General features: G+C 73.6%; 14 protein-coding genes and 1 pseudogene. 3 read left to right on the top strand and 12 right to left on the bottom strand.

Translation table 11 applies throughout. The annotated features are described in order from the left end of the window. Positions 1-32: 32 nt before the first annotated feature. The 7 genes and pseudogenes from E4P41_RS03580 to E4P41_RS03550 form a co-directional block, all read right to left on the bottom strand. Positions 33-1,074 (bottom strand): annotated as a pseudogene (locus E4P41_RS03580) (LLM class F420-dependent oxidoreductase). 107 nt (positions 1,075-1,181) lie between these two features. After that, positions 1,182-2,381 (bottom strand): acetyl-CoA C-acetyltransferase, encoded by a 1,200-nt coding sequence (locus E4P41_RS03575; protein ID WP_135139502.1) that lies wholly within the window; start codon positions 2,379-2,381, stop codon positions 1,182-1,184. Further along, on the bottom strand, positions 2,374-3,273 hold the full coding sequence (locus E4P41_RS23560; RefSeq protein WP_135139501.1) for a MaoC family dehydratase N-terminal domain-containing protein: 900 nt from the start codon (positions 3,271-3,273) through the stop codon (positions 2,374-2,376). Before E4P41_RS23560 ends, E4P41_RS03575 begins: the two co-directional genes overlap by 8 nt. Before the next feature lie 7 nt (positions 3,274-3,280). Continuing rightward, entirely contained in the window at positions 3,281-4,018 is a 738-nt protein-coding gene (fabG, locus tag E4P41_RS03565; protein WP_135139500.1) for a 3-oxoacyl-ACP reductase FabG, read from the bottom strand. Between the two features lie 3 nt (positions 4,019-4,021). Then, positions 4,022-5,185 (bottom strand): acyl-CoA dehydrogenase family protein, encoded by a 1,164-nt coding sequence (locus E4P41_RS03560; protein WP_135139499.1) that lies wholly within the window; start codon positions 5,183-5,185, stop codon positions 4,022-4,024. Continuing rightward, positions 5,182-5,952, bottom strand: a complete 771-nt coding sequence (locus E4P41_RS03555; protein WP_245177082.1) for an aldolase/citrate lyase family protein — start codon at positions 5,950-5,952, stop codon at positions 5,182-5,184. The genes E4P41_RS03560 and E4P41_RS03555 overlap by 4 nt, the downstream gene beginning before the upstream one ends. Then, positions 5,949-7,214 (bottom strand): CoA transferase, encoded by a 1,266-nt coding sequence (locus E4P41_RS03550; RefSeq protein WP_245177081.1) that lies wholly within the window; start codon positions 7,212-7,214, stop codon positions 5,949-5,951. The genes E4P41_RS03555 and E4P41_RS03550 overlap by 4 nt, the downstream gene beginning before the upstream one ends. A 132-nt stretch (positions 7,215-7,346) precedes the next feature. On the opposite strand from E4P41_RS03550, the gene E4P41_RS03545 reads away from it, so the two are divergent. Further along, positions 7,347-8,012 (top strand): GntR family transcriptional regulator, encoded by a 666-nt coding sequence (locus E4P41_RS03545; RefSeq protein ID WP_135139497.1) that lies wholly within the window; start codon positions 7,347-7,349, stop codon positions 8,010-8,012. A gap of 29 nt (positions 8,013-8,041) precedes the next feature. Here the strand turns inward: E4P41_RS03545 and E4P41_RS03540 are convergent, their stop codons facing one another. The 4 genes from E4P41_RS03540 to E4P41_RS03525 form a co-directional block, all read right to left on the bottom strand. Further along, positions 8,042-9,397, bottom strand: coding sequence for an MFS transporter (locus tag E4P41_RS03540; protein WP_167760906.1), 1,356 nt, complete (start codon positions 9,395-9,397; stop codon positions 8,042-8,044). A gap of 25 nt (positions 9,398-9,422) precedes the next feature. Further along, positions 9,423-10,223 (bottom strand): CoA-transferase, encoded by an 801-nt coding sequence (locus tag E4P41_RS03535; RefSeq protein ID WP_209307521.1) that lies wholly within the window; start codon positions 10,221-10,223, stop codon positions 9,423-9,425. Beyond that, complete coding sequence (locus E4P41_RS03530; protein WP_209307520.1) at positions 10,220-11,146, bottom strand: CoA transferase subunit A; 927 nt, start codon at positions 11,144-11,146, stop codon at positions 10,220-10,222. Before E4P41_RS03530 ends, E4P41_RS03535 begins: the two co-directional genes overlap by 4 nt. A gap of 150 nt (positions 11,147-11,296) precedes the next feature. Beyond that, positions 11,297-12,271, bottom strand: coding sequence for a tripartite tricarboxylate transporter substrate binding protein (locus E4P41_RS03525; RefSeq protein ID WP_135139495.1), 975 nt, complete (start codon positions 12,269-12,271; stop codon positions 11,297-11,299). A gap of 486 nt (positions 12,272-12,757) precedes the next feature. Here E4P41_RS03525 and E4P41_RS03520 point away from each other — a divergent pair, with 486 nt between their 5' ends. Beyond that, positions 12,758-13,618 (top strand): acyl-CoA thioesterase domain-containing protein, encoded by an 861-nt coding sequence (locus tag E4P41_RS03520; protein ID WP_209307519.1) that lies wholly within the window; start codon positions 12,758-12,760, stop codon positions 13,616-13,618. Here E4P41_RS03520 and E4P41_RS03515 read toward each other — a convergent pair. Then, entirely contained in the window at positions 13,615-14,517 is a 903-nt protein-coding gene (locus E4P41_RS03515) for a LysR substrate-binding domain-containing protein (protein WP_135139493.1), read from the bottom strand. The genes E4P41_RS03520 and E4P41_RS03515 overlap by 4 nt on opposite strands. Positions 14,518-14,599: 82 nt before the next feature. On the opposite strand from E4P41_RS03515, the gene E4P41_RS03510 reads away from it, so the two are divergent. After that, positions 14,600-15,847 (top strand): CaiB/BaiF CoA-transferase family protein, encoded by a 1,248-nt coding sequence (locus E4P41_RS03510; RefSeq protein WP_135139492.1) that lies wholly within the window; start codon positions 14,600-14,602, stop codon positions 15,845-15,847. Positions 15,848-15,852: the final 5 nt, after the last annotated feature.

Raw genomic sequence — 15,852 nt, 5'->3', positions numbered from 1 at the left:
CTATGGGACCGCCGCAGCGGAACCGGTGCGGGTCAGGAGGCCAGCTCCTTGAGGATCTCGATCGACCGGAGCCGGTCGGCGTGGTCGGCGGCCAGCGGCGTGGCGTTGAGCGTGGTGACCCCGGCCTCGCGGAAGGCGGCGACCCGCTCGGCGACGTGGCCGCGGGGCCCGACGAGGGAGATGCCGCGCACCAGCTCCTCCGGCAGGGCCGCCGCTGCCTCCTCCTTGCGGCCGCCCAGGTAGAGGTCCTGCACCGTGGCCGCCTGCCCGGCGAACCCGTAGCGCACGGCCAGGTCGTTGTAGAAGTTCTTCCCGCGGGCGCCCATGCCCCCCGACGTAGAGCGCCAGGTTGGCCCGTACCTGCTCGAGCGCGGCGGCTTCGGCGGCGGGGTCGTCGGTGATCAGCAGCCGCGTGTCGGCGACGATCTGGAGCGGCCCGAGCTCCGGGTCGCGCCGGGCCGCGCCCTCCGCCAGCGCCGGCCCGAACGCCTCCGCGCTGGCCTCCGGCAGGAAGAACACCGGCTCCCAGGCCTCGAACAGCTCCGCGGCGAGCGCCACGTTCTTCGGCCCGATGGCGGCCAGCAGCATCGGGATCCGTGGCCGGACCGGCTCGTTGATCAGCTTCAGCGGCTTGCCCAGCCCGCTGCCGACGCGTTCGGGCGTGAGCGGAACGTCGACGTGCGTCCCGTGGTGGTCGAGCCGTTCGCGCCGCCACACCGCGCGGCAGATCTCCACGACCTCCCGGGTCCGCGCCAGCGGAGCCGTGTAGGGCACGCCGTGGAAGCCTTCGACCACCTGCGGGCCCGAGGCGCCGATGCCCAGGGTGAAGCGGCCCCCGGAGACGTGGTCGAGGCCGGCGGCGGTCATCGCCAGCAGCGACGGCGTCCGCGAGTAGATGTTGAGGATGCCGGAGACGAGCTCGACCGTCGTCGTCCGTGCGGCGAGGTAGCCGAGCTGGCTGACCGCGTCGAAGGAGTAGGCCTCGGCCACGTAGACGACGTCGAGGCCCGCGCTCTCGTACTCGGGGATGACGGCGGCGGTGCGGGCGAAGCCGTCGCTGTAGGAGATGGGCATGCCGATGCGCACGGGGAACTCCTGTCGAACGGGGGCCGACGTGCGAGCCGGCTGGGTGCGGCCTGCGGCTTCGGCCGGGCACGGAAGGGGCGGGAGACGGGCGCGGGTCAGGCGACGCGTTCGAAGACGGCGGCCATCCCCTGGCCGCCGCCGATGCACATCGTCTCCAGGGCGTAGCGCGCCTGCCTGCGGTGCAGCTCCCGGGCGAGCGCGGAGAGCATCCGTACGCCGGGGTGTCCCAGCGAGATGCCCGAGCCGTGGACGTTGGTGCGCTCGTGGTCCTCGTCGGTGAACTTCCACTCCCGCATCACCGCGAGCGCCTGGGCGGCGAAGGCCTCGTTGAGCTCGATCACGTCCATGTCGGCCAGGCCGAGGCCCGCCCGGTCCAGGGCCGCCTGCGAGGCCGGCACCGGCCCGATGCCCATCGTGCGCGGGGGCACGCCGGCCACCGCCCAGCTGACCAGCCGGACCAGCGGCCGCAGGCCCAGCTGCTCGGCCCGATGCGGCGTCGTCACGATGCACATCGCGGCGGCGTCGTTCTGCCCGCTGGCGTTGCCGGCGGTGACCGTCGCCTCCGGGTCGGACGAACCGAGGATCGGCCGCAGCTTCGCCAGCGACTCCATCGACGTCTCCGGCCGGGGGTGCTCGTCGCGCGCGACGACCTCCTCGCCCTTCCGGCTCTTCACCGTGACGGGGACGATCTCCTCGTCGAAGATGCCGGACTCCTGCGCGGCGATGGCGCGCTGGTGGGAGCTGACCGCGAGCCGGTCCTGTTCCTCGCGGCTGATCGAGTACTCGCGGCGCAGGTTCTCCGCGGTCTCGAGCATGCCGCCGGGCACCGGGTGGAACCGGCCGCCGGCCGTCGAGCGGGCCCGCACGAGACTGTCGTGGATCTGCACGCCGCTGCGCGCACCGCCCCAGCGCATGTCGGTGGAGTAGTACGCGGCGTTGCTCATGCTCTCCGTGCCGCCGGCCACGACGAGGTCGTGCGCACCGGTCTGCACCTGCATCGCCGCGTTGACCACCGCCTGCAGCCCGGAGCCGCAGCGCCGGTCGAGGTGCTGGCCGGGAACGGTCACCGGCAGGCCGGAGTCGAGAGCGACCACCCGGCCGATGGCCGGCGCCTCGCTGTTGCCGTTGCAGTGGCCGAGGATGACGTCGTCGATCTCCTCGGGGTCGATCCCCGTGCGCTCGAGCAGGCCCGTGAGCGCGGTGACGCCCAGGTCCACGGCGGTGAGGGACGTGAACATGCCGCCGTACCGGCCGATCGGGGTGCGGACCGGCTGGCAGATGACTGCTTCACGCATGGGGAACGGCTTTCTCCAGGAAGTGTGCGGTGAGGCTGGTGCAGGTGGTCGGCGCGTCGCTCGTGCCGCGTTCGAGCGTCGCGGCGACGCCGTGCCCCTCGGCCCGGTGCCGCACGGTGGCGGGCTGGCCGCAGAACAACGGTGCCTGGTTGCGGTGCCGGAGCAGGACGCGGTCGGGCAGCGCTCCGGCCTCGCGGAGGGTCTCGACGAGCAGCAACGTCATCAGCGGCCCGTGCACGACCAGGCCGGGGTAGCCCTCGACCCGGGTCGCGTAGGGCCAGTCGTAGTGGATGCGGTGCGCGTTGGCGGTCGCCGCGCTGAACCGCATGAGCAGGGTGGGATCGGTCGCCAGGGACCACTCCTCCTCGCCGTCCCGGCGCAGCGGCGGGCCGACCGGGGCCAGGGCCGCGGCCGGCTCGGGCGCCGGGGGGTCGCCGGCCGGGGCCGACGCCTCCCGGAACACCAGGTCCTGCCGTTCCGCCACCCGGAGGTCTCCGTCCAGACCGGAGAAGCGGGTCTCGACGACGACGACCACCAGCCGGCCGCTGCGCCCGTTCTTCTCCTGGACGGAGCCGACCCGCGACTCCCGCCGCACCTCCTCCCCCACCGTCAGCGGCCGGTGCACGGTCACCTCACCGCCGGCGAACATGCGGCGCGGCAGGTCGACGGGGGGCAGGAACGTGCCGCGGAAGGGGTGCCTGTCGCGGTCCAGCGTCGCGGACGCCGCCCACTGCGGAAGGGCCACCCAGTGCCACAGCGCGGGCAGCGGAGCGCCGACCGCGGGGACGGGCGTCGCGCCGTCCAGCAGCGCGCCCAGGGCCCGCACCGGGCCGGCCTCCACGACTTCCGTGCTGGCCAGCGTGTGCGGCTCCCAGTCCACCGTCGGGGTCACCGGCTGCTCACATGAAGCGGCCACCGGTGACCTCGGCCACCGTGCCGGTCATGTAGGAGGAGAGGTCGGAGGCGTAGAAGAGCGCCACCGAGGCCACCTCGGCGACCTCGCCGGCGCGGCCCATCGGGATCTCGGCCATCTTCTGGTCCCAGGCCTTCTGCGGCATCGCCTCGGTCATGGCCGACCGGATGAGCCCGGGCTGGATGGCGTTGACCCGCACCCCGTGGTGGGCCATCTCCTTGGCCGCGGCCTTGGTCAGGCCGACGATCCCGGCCTTGGCGGCCGAGTAGTTCGTCTGGCCGACCATGCCGACCTTGCCCGACAGCGACGAGATGTTGACGATCGCGCCGGACTTCTGCTCGCGCATGAGCGCCGAGGCCAGGCGCGTGCCGTGCCAGCAGCCCTTGAGGTGGACGGCGATGACCTGGTCGAACTGCTCCTCGGTCATGGTGCGCATGGTGGCGTCGCGGGTGACGCCGGCGTTGTTGACCAGGACGTCGACGGAGCCGAAGGCGTCGACCGCGGCGGTGAGCAGGCGCTGCACGTCGTCCCCGCTCACCACGTCGCAGGCGACGCCCAAGGCCCGGTCCTCGCCGAGCCGCTTGGCCGCGAGCCCTGCTGCGTCCCCGTCGAGGTCACCGATGACCACCCGGGCGCCGTGGGCCACGAAGGTCTCGGCGATGGCGTAGCCGATGCCCTGGGCGCCTCCGGTGATGACGGCGGTGCGCTGGTCGAGCAGGTTCACGGGTCAGACTCCTTCACGGTTGCGGTCACGGGCGACGAGCTGGGCGGCGATGACGTTGCGCTGGACCTCGTTGGTCCCCTCGCCGAGGATCATGAGCGGGGCGTCGCGGAAGTAGCGCTCGACGTCGTACTCGCGGGAGAAGCCGTACCCGCCGTGCACCCGCATGGCGTCGAGGGCCACCTGCATGGCCACCTCGGAGGCGAAGAGCTTGGCCATGCCCGCCTCGAGGTCGGCGCGCTTCCCGCTGTCCAGCTGCTCGGCGGCGTCGAGCGTCATCAGCCGCGCCGCACGCGTCTTCGTCGCCATGTCCGCGAGCAGGTTGCCGACCGACTGGTGCTTCCAGATGGGCTTGCCGAACGACTCCCGGTCCTGGGCGTAGCTCAGGGCCGCCTCGAACGCCGCCTGGGCCACGCCGACCGCACGTGCCGCGACCTGGATCCGGCCGACCTCGAGGCCACGCATCATGTGCCGCCAGCCCTGGTCGGGCACACCGCCGAGGACGGCCGAGGCCGGCACCCGCATCTGGTCGAAGGAGAGCTCGCACGCCTCCACCCCGCGGTACCCCAGCTTGGGGATCTTGTTGGAGATCTCCAGGCCCGCGCCGGGCTCGACCAGCACCACGCTCATCCCGTTGTGGGCGGGCTGAGCCGTGCGGTCGGTCTTGCAGAGCAGCCCGATGAGCCCGGAGTGCTGGGCGTTGGAGATCCAGGTCTTGGACCCGGTGATGACCAGGTCGTCGCCGTCCCGGACGGCGTGGGTGCGCATGTTCTGCAGGTCGCTGCCACCGGAGGGCTCGGTCAGCGCCATGGTCGCGCGGATGCGGCCGTCGGCCATCGCCGGCAGGTACTTCTGCTGCTGCTCCTCGGTGCCGTACGTGCAGAGCAGGTAGCTGATGACGGAGTGGCCACCGATGGCGCCCGCCAGGCTCATCCAGCCGCGTGCCAACTCCTCGGTCACCCGGGCGAAGCAGGCGGCGCTGACGTCGACCCCGCCGTGCTCGGCCGGCACGAGGAGGCCGAAGAAGCCGAGCTTCTTCATCTCCTCGATGAAGTCCTCGGGATAGGTGTCGGCCGACTCGAACTCCCGCACGCGGGGCCTGACCCGCTGGTCGACGAACTCCGCGACCAGGCGGACCATGTCCTGCTCGTCGGGTGTCAGGTTGCTCATGCTGTTCCTTCCGTCCGGCCGACCGCGAGCAGGCGCCGGGCCCGCTCCACGACCGGCTTGTCGACCGTGCGCCTGTCCACGACGGCCACTCCGTTGCTCCCCGCGCCGGCGAGCACCCGCTCGGCCCAGGCCAGCTCCTCCGCCGACGCCAGCGGGCCGACCTGCACCGGGTGGATGCAGAGCTTTCCGGCGACGTCGAGCGCACGCGCCCGGGCGACGTCGGCCGCCAGGCGCTGGGCGTCACCGACCGCGCCGGTCACGCCGTCCACCGGGCCGGGCAGTCCGGCGGCCGCGGAGGCGAGCACGAGGGCGCCGCGGGCGCTCGCCATCGCCGGGCCGTGCTCGGGGTCCACGCCCAGCTCCGCGGCCAGGTCCGAGCTGCCGAAGGCCAGCCGGACCACGCCGGGGACGACGCAGGAGCCCGCGGGCAGGCGGTCGACGACCGCCGCGACGGCTCCCGGGTCCTCCGACTCCGGCAGCACCAGCACCGGCCCGGTCGCCGCGAGCGCGGCGAGGTCGGCGTCCGGGGAGGGGCTGTCGGCGTCCACCCGGACCGCGCACGGCCGGGGCGCGTCCCCCTGCCAGGCCGCGACCTCGGCGCGAGCGGTGCCCTTGCCGTGCGGGGCGACGGCGTCCTCGGGGTCCAGCACGACGACGTCGGCTCCGGCCGCGGCAGCCTCGGGGAAGCGGTCGGGCCGGTCCCCGGGGACGCCCAGCCAGGTGACCGCCGTCCGGGCCAGCCCGGGCACCGTGCCGTGGGCGCTCACACCGGCATCCCCTTCCGGGCCGGCATCCGCAGCACGCCGTGCTCGGCGAGCCGGTGCAGTTCGCCGGCGGGCAGGCCGAGGTCCTGGCCGAACACCTCCAGCGTGTGCTCCCCGACCTCCGGGGCCGGTAGCGGCGTCGACGGCGCGCCGTCGACGACGATGGGTGAGCCGGGGGCGAGGTAGCTGCCCACGCCTTCCTCCTCGACGGGCTGGAAGAGGGGGTTGCCGCGCAGCAGCCGGGCGTCGTCCGCCGCCAGGTCGGTGAAGCTGCGGTAGGGCGACCAGAGGATGCGGGTCCGGGCGAGCGCGGTGCTGATCTCGTCCCACGAGCGCCGCCCGCACCACTCGGCGAGCAGGCTGGCCAGCACCGTGCGGTGGCGGTAGCGGTCGTCCTCGGTGTCGAAGTCCGCCCCCAGGGCGGCGCCGAGCTCGGCGACGACCCGGCGCAGTCCGGTCATCTCGAGCAGGTCCGACCACTGCCGCGCGGTGAGCGCCACGAGCATGAACCGGACGCCGTCGCTGCTGACGAAGTCGCGGCCGAAGGTCCCGTACACGTAGTTGTCGTCCCGGGCCCGAGGCCCGCCCAGCTGCGCGTCGCCGAGGTACCCGAGGATGCCGGCCAGGGAGAGCGCGACGTCCTCGAGGGCGACCCGGACCTGCACACCGGTACCGGTGGCCGTGCGGTGCCGCTCAGCGGCCAGCAGGCCGGTGGCCAGGTAGAGGCCGGCGGCCACGTCCCAGGCCGGGAGCACGTGGTTCACCGGTGACGCGAGCCCGTCCGGGCCGGTGATCAGGGGAAAGCCGGTGCCGGCCTGCACGGTGTAGTCGACCGCGGCCCCGCCGTCGCGGAGGCCGGTCAGCTGCACGTGGACGACATCGGGCCGGCGCTCCCGGAGGGCCTCGAACCCGAGGTCGGACCAGCGTTCGGTGTTGCTGACGAGGATGCCGCCACCGTCGACGACGAGGTCGGCGACCAGCCGGCGCCCCTCGGGCCGCAGCAGGTCCACCTCCACCGCGCGCTTGCCGCGGTTGAGCCCGGTCCAGTACAGGCTGACGCCCGCCCGCGACAGCGGCCACCGCCCGCGGTCGGCCCCACCGCCCAGCGGCTCGACCCGGATCACCTCGGCCCCGAGCTGGGCCAGCGTCATCCCGCTCAGCGGCGTCGCGACGTAGCTGGACAGCTCGACCACGCGCAGACCGTGCAGCGGCCTGGCCGCGCCGTCCCCGGGCGCGGGGCTCCCGGCGGGAACGCTCTCGGTCACCATGGCTCCTCACATCGGGCGACGACGACCCAAATAACATATTATGTAGAGACCGGGGCCCACTATCGTCTGCGGGCGCACACACCCCCGCGCCCGGCCGCCCTGCGGCGCGGACGTCCCCGAGGAGGTGCCATGGCCCGGCCCCAGCTGAGCGACGAGGCGGCCGCGTACGTCCGTGAGCTCGTCCTCACCGGCCAGCTCAAGGCGGGCGAGTTCCTCCGCGTCGAGCGGCTGGCCGAGGAGCTCGACATGTCGGCCACGCCCGTCCGCGAGGGCCTGCTCGCCTTGCGCGGCGAGGGTTTCGTGGAACTCGCTCCCCGGCGCGGTTTCGTGGTGGCCGAACTCAGCGAGGAGGACGTCCGCGACCTCTTCTGGGTCCAGGCGCAGATCGCCGGCGAGCTCGCCGCTCGCGCCACCCGCCGGATGGGTGCCGAGCAGCTGGACCGGCTGGGCACGCTGCAGGCCGAGCTCGTCGAGGCCCTCGCTCGCGACGACCTGGACGAGGTCGAACGGTGCAACCACGCGTTCCACCGCGTGCTGAACCTGGCCGCCGCAGCGCCGAAACTCACCTGGCTGCTGCGCACCGCCACCAGGTACGTCCCGCAGCGCTTCTACCACCGGGTCGGCGGATGGCCGGACGCGTCGCTGCACGATCACGCCGCGATCCTCGACGGGCTGCGGCTGGCCGATCCCGACGCCGTCCGGCTGGCGATGGAGAAGCACATCGCGCACGCCGGGGAACTGCTCATCGCGCACGCCGGCCTCCCGGGCGTGGCCGCCGCCGGCGACGGCGACTGACCACGGGCGCGTCCGCGACCGGCCGCTCCTCACGCCAGCGCGATCTCGTCGCCGGGCAGCGGCGCCGCGGGCGGGCCGATCAGGACCAGGGCCAGCGTGCTGCCCGCCAGCAGGGTCGGCCCGCCGTACACCAGGGCGAGCTGGCCGGTCGGGTAGCTCAGGGACACCCAGGCGTAGCCGACCGCGAGCCCGGCGAACCGCATCATGTTGTGGATGCCGAGCGCGGTGCCGTGCGCGGCCGCCTGCGACCGCATCACGCCGAAGCCGGACACCGCCTGCACCGCCCCGATCGCGCACCCGGTGAGCGCGAGGAGGAGCACCGCTCCCCCGACGGCCACCGACCGCGTCGGCGCGGCCAGGACCACGGCCGTCGCCAGCGGCCCGACGGCCAGCCCGGCCAGGCCGACGTGCAGGACCCGGCGCGGCGTGATCCGGTCACCCAGGCGAGACGACAACGGCGCCGACAGCGCCATCGCCGCCGCGAGCGCCAGCGTGACCAGCCCGATCTGGCTCGGGCTCATGCCGAACTGCCGGCCGAGGTAGAGCGGCGTGGCCACGATCATCACCCCGAGGCACGCCATGACGGTCCCGGCCGAGGCGGTGCTGCGCAGATAGCGCTTCTCCACCAGCAGCCGCGGGTCCACCAGGGCCCGGGGATTGCGCCGGGCGACCTGCGCGTGCACCGCGAGAGCGCCCGCGCCGGCGACGGACACCGCCGCGGCGGCGAGGGCGGCGCCGCCCTGGCCGGCCCAGGTCAGCCCGCCGACCAGGCCGCCGACCCCGAGGACGAGCGTCAGCATCCCCGCGACGTGCATCGGCGGCCGGCCGCGATGGACGGCCGGCACGAACAGGGTCAGCAGCACCGCGAGCGAACCGCTGAGCACGGCGTGGGTCACGAAGACCGCCCGCCAGCCCGCCAGGTCGGCGACGAGACCGCCCAACGGCGGGCCGAGCGCCTGCCCCACACCGATGGCCGACGCCCAGGCGGCCATCACCCGGGCCCGCCGATGGCTCCAGAAGGCCCCGAGGGTCTGCTGCACCGCGGCCGGGACGGCGGAGCAGGCCACCCCCTGGAGAGCCCGCATCAGCACGAGCACCCAGAGGTCGGGGCTCAACGCCGCCCCGATACCGGCGAGCGCCATCAGCACCAGGGAGGCGGCCAGGAAGTGCCGGGCGCCGAACCGTTCGCCGAGCCAGCCGGCCAGCGGGGCGAAGAGCACCATCGCCAGCGTGAAGGAGCTCACCGCGAAGACGATCTCCCGCGCCGACGCGTCCAGGTCCGCGGCGATCGCGTTGATCGGCGCGGTGATGATCGTGCTCGACAGCGTGCCGAGCGTCGTGCAGCTCAGCAGGACGACGTAGGGCAGCCGGCCCGGTGCCGTCACCTCGACGTCCGGCGCGGGCCGGCGCTCACCGCAGGTAGAGGCGGACGGTGTCGATCTCCTCCCGCAGCAGCCGCACGTCCTCACGGGTGGGTCGGGGCGTCTCCGTGACCTCGTGGGCGACCGCCAGGTCCCAGCCGGTGTTCTCGCGGACCTGCTGCACCGAGACCCCCGGATGCACCTGCGCGAGCTCCAGCTCGCCGAACTTGTCCGGCCGTCGGAGCACGCCCAGCGGCGTGATCACCGTGGCCACCCCGTGGCCCGGGGGCACCGCGCGCGGGTCGGACGCCCGGGCACGCACCGGGCTCGGGGAGGTGCAGAAGTCCAGCTGCGCCGGGAGTGCGCCGGGGTCGTGCCGGCGGAGCACCACGATGCACTCCCCCGCGTTCGGCATGATGTCCGCCGCCCCGCCGGAGCCGGGCAGCCGCACCTTGGGCTTGTGCCAGTCGCCGATCACGCTGGTGTTGAGGCTGCCGTGCCGGTCGACCTGGGCGGCGCCCAGGAAGCCGACGTCGACGTTGCCGCGCTGCAGCACGTAGCCGAACAGCGCCTGCATGCTCACCACGGCGTCGGCGCCCGACACGAGCACCGAGTCGGCGATGCCCTCGGCCATCCCCTCCGGATGCGCTCCGCAGACGCCGGACTCGTAGACCAGTTCGAGGAACGGGTTGACCGTGCGCTTGGCCAGGTCCACCGCCAGCGTGGGCAGCCCCACGCCGGCGAAGACCCGTCCCTTGCCGGCCAGCTCACGGGCCGCGACCGCCGCCAGGAACTCCGTGCTCGACACCGCGACGCTGTCGTCGGGCTCGCTGGTGGGGATGACGGTCACGCCAGCCTCCGTCCGTAGTCGACCGGCTGGGAGAGCCGCTCCCCGACCGCGACGGCGGCCGGCCAGTGGTCCCCGAGCTTGGCCAGGTAGGCCGCCCGGTCCGGCACGCCGTACACCCACTCGGCCAGCCAGGCGTGCAGCCGCGCGGGCTCCTTGCTGATCGGCGTCCAGTCCCGGTAGAAGGCGTTGTCCCGGTCGTAGCAGCCCTGGACGTAGGACGGGTGCGCCCCGCCCGGGCAGTGCACGACCGCGTCCACCGCGTGCGCCGGGATGACCGTCCGGTTGGGATCGGAGCGCACGACCTCCTCGTCGACGATCTCCTCGACCGTGACGATCGCCCGTCGGGCGGCGTACACAACCTCCTGCTGCGCGCCCACGATCCCCCACATCTGGACGTTGCCGTAGCGGTCGGCCCGCTGGGCGTGCACCACGGTGACGTCGGGGGCCAGGGCCGGCACCACGTGCACCGGGGCGCCGCCGTAGGGGTCCTCGACCTTCCGGATCTGCGGGTTGAGCTCGGGCAGGTCGCTGCCTGCGTACGAGCGCAGCGGGAAGAACGGCAGCCCGGAGGCGGCCGCCTGGTAGCGGCAGAACATCCCGTAGTGGCTGTACTCCTCCACCTCGAGCGGCTCGGGGTCGTGCCGCTCGATCCGCCGCCGCACCTCGTGCAGGGAGCCGGCGGACCCGCTGGCGAAGAAGCTCGCCACCAGCTTGCGCACCGTGCCCGCCGCGATCATCTGGTCGGCGATGAGGTCCGGCGTCATCCGGCAGAGCGTCAGGTCCCGACGGCCCTGCCGGATGATCTCGTGCCCCGCCGCGAACGGGATGAGGTGCCCGAAGCCCTCCAGGGCGACGGTCATCCCGTCCTCGACGTACTCCGCGATCGCATCGGCCAGGCCGCGGGTCTTGACCGGCTTCACCACGCCGGCCCCCCGCCCCCGGGCCCGGCGCCGACCAGGGCGCCGACCCGGGAACCGGCCGACCGGTCCGGATCCCTGCGGGTACGCCGGGCTGCACCGTGCCGGCGAACGCCCGTGGCGCGCTCGCCGCCGGCTGTGCCGGCCGGGGCCGTCTCAGCCCCCCAGGACATCGCCGAAGGTCTCCTCCACGTCGATGAACAGCTCCTCGAGGCCCTCGCTGCCGATGAACTCCTCCGGCACGTAGTTCGGGTCCAGCGCCTCCACCACCTCGGGGTCCTCCGACGCGCTGCGCAGGGCGTCCTCGAGCTCCTGGATCGCCTCCTCGGGGGTGCCGGCCGGCGCGATCAGGCCGAACGTCGTGGTGCTCTGGGTGAGCTCCGGGTACCCCAGCTCCGTGAAGGTGGGGGCGTCGACGTAGTCCAGCCGTTCCTCGGTGCCGACGGCGAGGGCCCGGATCTCACCCGACTCGAGCGCCGGCAGCATGTCCTGCGACACGTTGGTGAAGCCCGCCGTCACGTTGCCGCCCAGCAGTGCGGTCTTGACCTCGGACCCGCCCTCGAACGGGACCACGGTCAGCGGCACGTCGTAGAGCTCGGTGATCCGCATGGTCTCGGCGGCGTGGGTGTTGGTGGCTCCCGGGGTGGCCACCGTGACGGAGCCGGGATTGGCGCGGGCTGCCTCGAACAGCGACTCGAGGTCCTGGTACGGGCTGTCGCCGGGCACGAGGATCGCCGAGGGGATCTGGGTGGCGACCCCGATCGGGGCGAAGTCCTCGCGGGTGTAGCCGACGTCGTTGATCAGGTAGTTGAGCACCGCGGTGGGCAACGCCGTCATGGAGAGCGTGTGACCGTCGGCCTCCGAGGCGATGAGCTCCTGGTAGGCGGTGGCGCCGGAGGCGCCGGGCAGGTTCTCCACGATGAACGACGTGCCGAGCTCCTCCTCCATGTAGGCCGCGAGCGCCCGCGCGGCGATGTCGGTGGGGCCGCCGGCGGTGTAGGGCACCAGGAGCCGGATCTGCTCCGAGGGGTACTCCCCGGCGGCGGCGGAGTCTGCCTCGTCCTGGCCGCAGCCGGCCAGGACGAGGCAGACGCCGACGAGCAGGGCGGCGAGGGCACGCAGGGATCTCATCGTTCTCCAGATGCAGTCGGGACGTCGGAGTCGGGGCTGTCGGGGGTGGGCCGGGCAGGTGCCGGTTCGCGGGCGGCGGCCGGCCCAGGAATGGCGGCCGGCGCCGAACCGGCGACCGGCCGGAGAACCGCACAGGGGTCGCCCTCCGCGTGACCGTGCCGGAAGGCGGCCCGGGGCCGGCGGGGTGGCCAGGGCGATGTGGACCGCCAGGGGGGCTGGCGAAGGCAGCGACATGGGCTCCTCGTCGCTTCGCGTCCGGCGTGCGGCGCAACGCTGTGGACCCGTGCCGCCCGGGTGTGGTCGTCATCACTGTGCCCAGCGCCGACGGTCGACGTCCAATACTTTCTGCACGCACGGTTATTGAGCGAGCAGCATCAATCGATTCACGAAGCACAGCGGTCCCGAATCAATCACTAGGATCTGCGGCACCCGGCCGCCGAAGGAGCTCCCGTGTCCGCACCCGTTCGCCAGACGCGCCCTGCCGCCGTGACCCTGGATCAGCTCCTCGATCTGCTCGCACTGCAGCGCCAGCCGGGCGCCCCGGATGCCGATCACTTCCTCGGCCGGCCGCAGCGGCACCCCGCCGACCGGGTCTTCGGCGGACTCCAGCTCGCCCAGGCCGTCGCCGCGGCCGGACGCACCGTGCCCGGTGGTCACCGCGCACTGAGCCTCCAGGCCGACTTCCTCGCCGGCGTCCCCACGAACGAGCCGCTGCACTGGCGGGTCGAGCGCCTCACCGACTCGGCCTCCATGTCGACCCGGCGCTCGACCCTCCTGGCCCAGGACGGGACCGAGCGGTTCACCGCCCTCTCCCGGTGGGGAACGACGCGGGAGGACCTCCCGGTGCACCATCCGGCACGGCCGCTCCCGGCCCCGCCACCCGAGGAGCTGCCCGAGCTCGCCGACCGCTTCGGGGACGACGAGCGGGTGCCGGCGTGGTGGCGGACGGAGCGCCCGGTGTCGTTCCGGCACGCTGCGGTCCCGCCGTACCTCGAGGTGGTGGAGCCGCCGCAGGACCACCAGACCGCGTGGTTGCGAACGACCGGGGAACTGCCCGACGACGAGGTGGTCCGAGCCGCCGTCGTCGCCTACGTGACCGACATGAGCATCCTCGAGGGGGCCTTCCGCGCCCTCGGATCACGCCGGCACGCTCCCGGCAGTCGCATCCTCAGCCTCACGCACACGCTGACCTGGCACCGGCATCCCGACTTCTCGGCCTGGCACCAGTTCGACAGCCGGATCCAGGCGGTGGCCCACGGTCGGACCCTCGGTACGGGAGAGATCTTCGACCGGGAGGGCCGCCACGTCGTCTCGGCCAGCCAGCTCGGGCTCGTCCGGCTGGCCTAGTCCACGGCCGGGGAGGGCAGCGCGTCCTCCGACGCCCGCAGGACCTCCCGGAGCGCGGGGTTGTCGTCCTTGGCCCGCCACGCCAGGCGGGCATACGAGGGCTCCCGCCCTTCCGCCAGCGGCACGACCACGATGCCGTCGGTGCGCATGTTGGCCAGTGCGGTGTCGATGCTCCACGTGACGCCGACCCCGGCGGCGACCAGGGCCATCACCGTCCACGAGTCCGGCGCCACCTGCACGATGTTGGGCGCGAACCCGACCTCGTAGCAGGCCCGGACGAACGCGTCGCGGACGCTCGAGCCGGGATCGGCCGGCAGTGCCACGAACGCCTCGTCGCGGCAATCGGCCATGCTGACCTCGCTCCGGCCGGCCAGCCGGTGCCCCTCGGGAACGACGAGGACGTAGTGCTCCTCGGCCACGACGCGGGAGGCGATGCCGGGGGGCTCCACCGCGAAGCGCACCAGGGCCAGGTCCATCGATCCCTCGATCACCAGCCGCAGCGCCTCGTAGGCGTAGGTGACGCTCTGCAGGTTGAGCTCGATGCCGGGCTGACGCTGCCGTACCAGGCGGGCGAGCTGGCCCACCAGCAGGTAGGACGACGGCCCCGCGAAGCCCAGCCGGACCCGGCCGGTCTCGCCCTGGCCCGCTCCCCGGACCGCCGAGCGCACCAGCCGGCAGCCCTCGAGGACCTCCTGGGCCGGCTTGATCAGCGCCTCCCCCGCGGAGGTCAGCCGGACACTGCGCGTGGTGCGCTCGAAGAGCACGGCACCCAGGTCGCGTTCCAGTTGCTTGATCATCCGACTCAACGGCGGCTGGGCCATGTGCAGCCGCTCGGCGGCGCGGCCGAAGTGCAGCTCCTCGGCGACGGCGAGAAACGCCTCCAACTGGTGCAGATCCATACCGCATCATGAACTGACGGAGCATCAGTCGGCCGGCGATTGGGTATTGGACTTCGCGCAATCGGTCCGCCATGTTGAGGCCATGACCGCCGTTCCACCGCCGCCCCTCCCCTTGGCCGGGGTCACCGTGGTGGCGCTCGAGCAGGCCGTGGCCGCTCCGCTGGCCACCCGCCACCTGGGCGACCTCGGCGCCCGCGTCATCAAGATCGAACGTGTGGGCGAGGGCGACTTCGCCCGCAACTACGACGGCGCCGTCCACGGGCTCGCCTCGCACTTCGTCTGGCTGAACCGGGGCAAGGAGTCCGTCGCCCTCGACCTCAAGACCGACGAGGGCCTGGCGGTGGCCCGGGCGCTCGTCGCCCGCGCCGACGTCTTCCTGCAGAACTCCGCACCCGGGGCGGCCGCCCGCCTCGGGTTCGACGCCGAGACCCTGCGGGCCGCACATCCCCGCCTCGTGGTCGTGAACATCTCCGGCTACGGGACCGACGGCCCCCGGCGCGACCGCAAGGCCTACGACATGCTGATCCAGGCGGAGTCGGGCCTGGTCTCGATCACCGGCACCCCGGACGCCGCCACCAAGACCGGCGTGCCCAGCGCCGACATCGCCGCCGGCCTCTACGCCACCAACTCCGTGCTGGCCGCGCTGTTCCGCCGGGAGCGGACCGGTGAGGGCGCCACGGTCGACGTGTCGATGTTCGACGCCACCGCCGAGTGGCTCGGCCACCCGATGTACATGCAGATGTACGCCGGGCGGCAGCTCCCGCGCATGGGCCTGAGCCACGCCTCGATCGCGCCCTACGACGCCTATCCCACCCGGGACGGGCAGATCCTCATCGGAGTGCAGAACGACCGGGGGTGGCAGCGGCTCGTCGTCGACGTGTTCGACCGACCCGACCTGGCCGAGCACCCCCGGCTGCGCACCAACGTCCTGCGGGTGGCCAACCGCGGCGAGTGCGACGAGGCGGTTGCGAACGAGACCCGGAGGTGGTCGACGGCCGACCTCGACGCGCGCCTGGCCGAGGCGGGGGTGCCCGCGGCGCAGCTCAACGACATGCAGGGGCTGATCGAGCACCCCCAGCTGCGCGCCCGCGACCGGTGGCGCGAGGTGGGCACTCCCGCCGGCCCGGTCCGCGCCATCCTGCCGCCGATGACCTTCTCCGACGTGGAGCTGGCCATGGGCGGCATCCCGGACCTCGGTGAGCACACGCACGGGGTGCTGTCCGAGCTCGGCTACACCGCCGCCGACATCGAGCACCTCTGCGCCACCGGCGCGGCCGGCCGCCCGGTACCGGCCGAGCCTCTCGACGCCCGGCCCGCACCCTCTGCCTGATCCGC

Origin of the sequence: Geodermatophilus sp. DF01-2, from assembly GCF_004571065.1 — a bacterium.
GTDB lineage: Bacteria > Actinomycetota > Actinomycetes > Mycobacteriales > Geodermatophilaceae > Geodermatophilus.
Note: the sequence above shows the minus strand (reverse complement) of the source record. Positions and strands in the feature narration are given on the sequence as shown.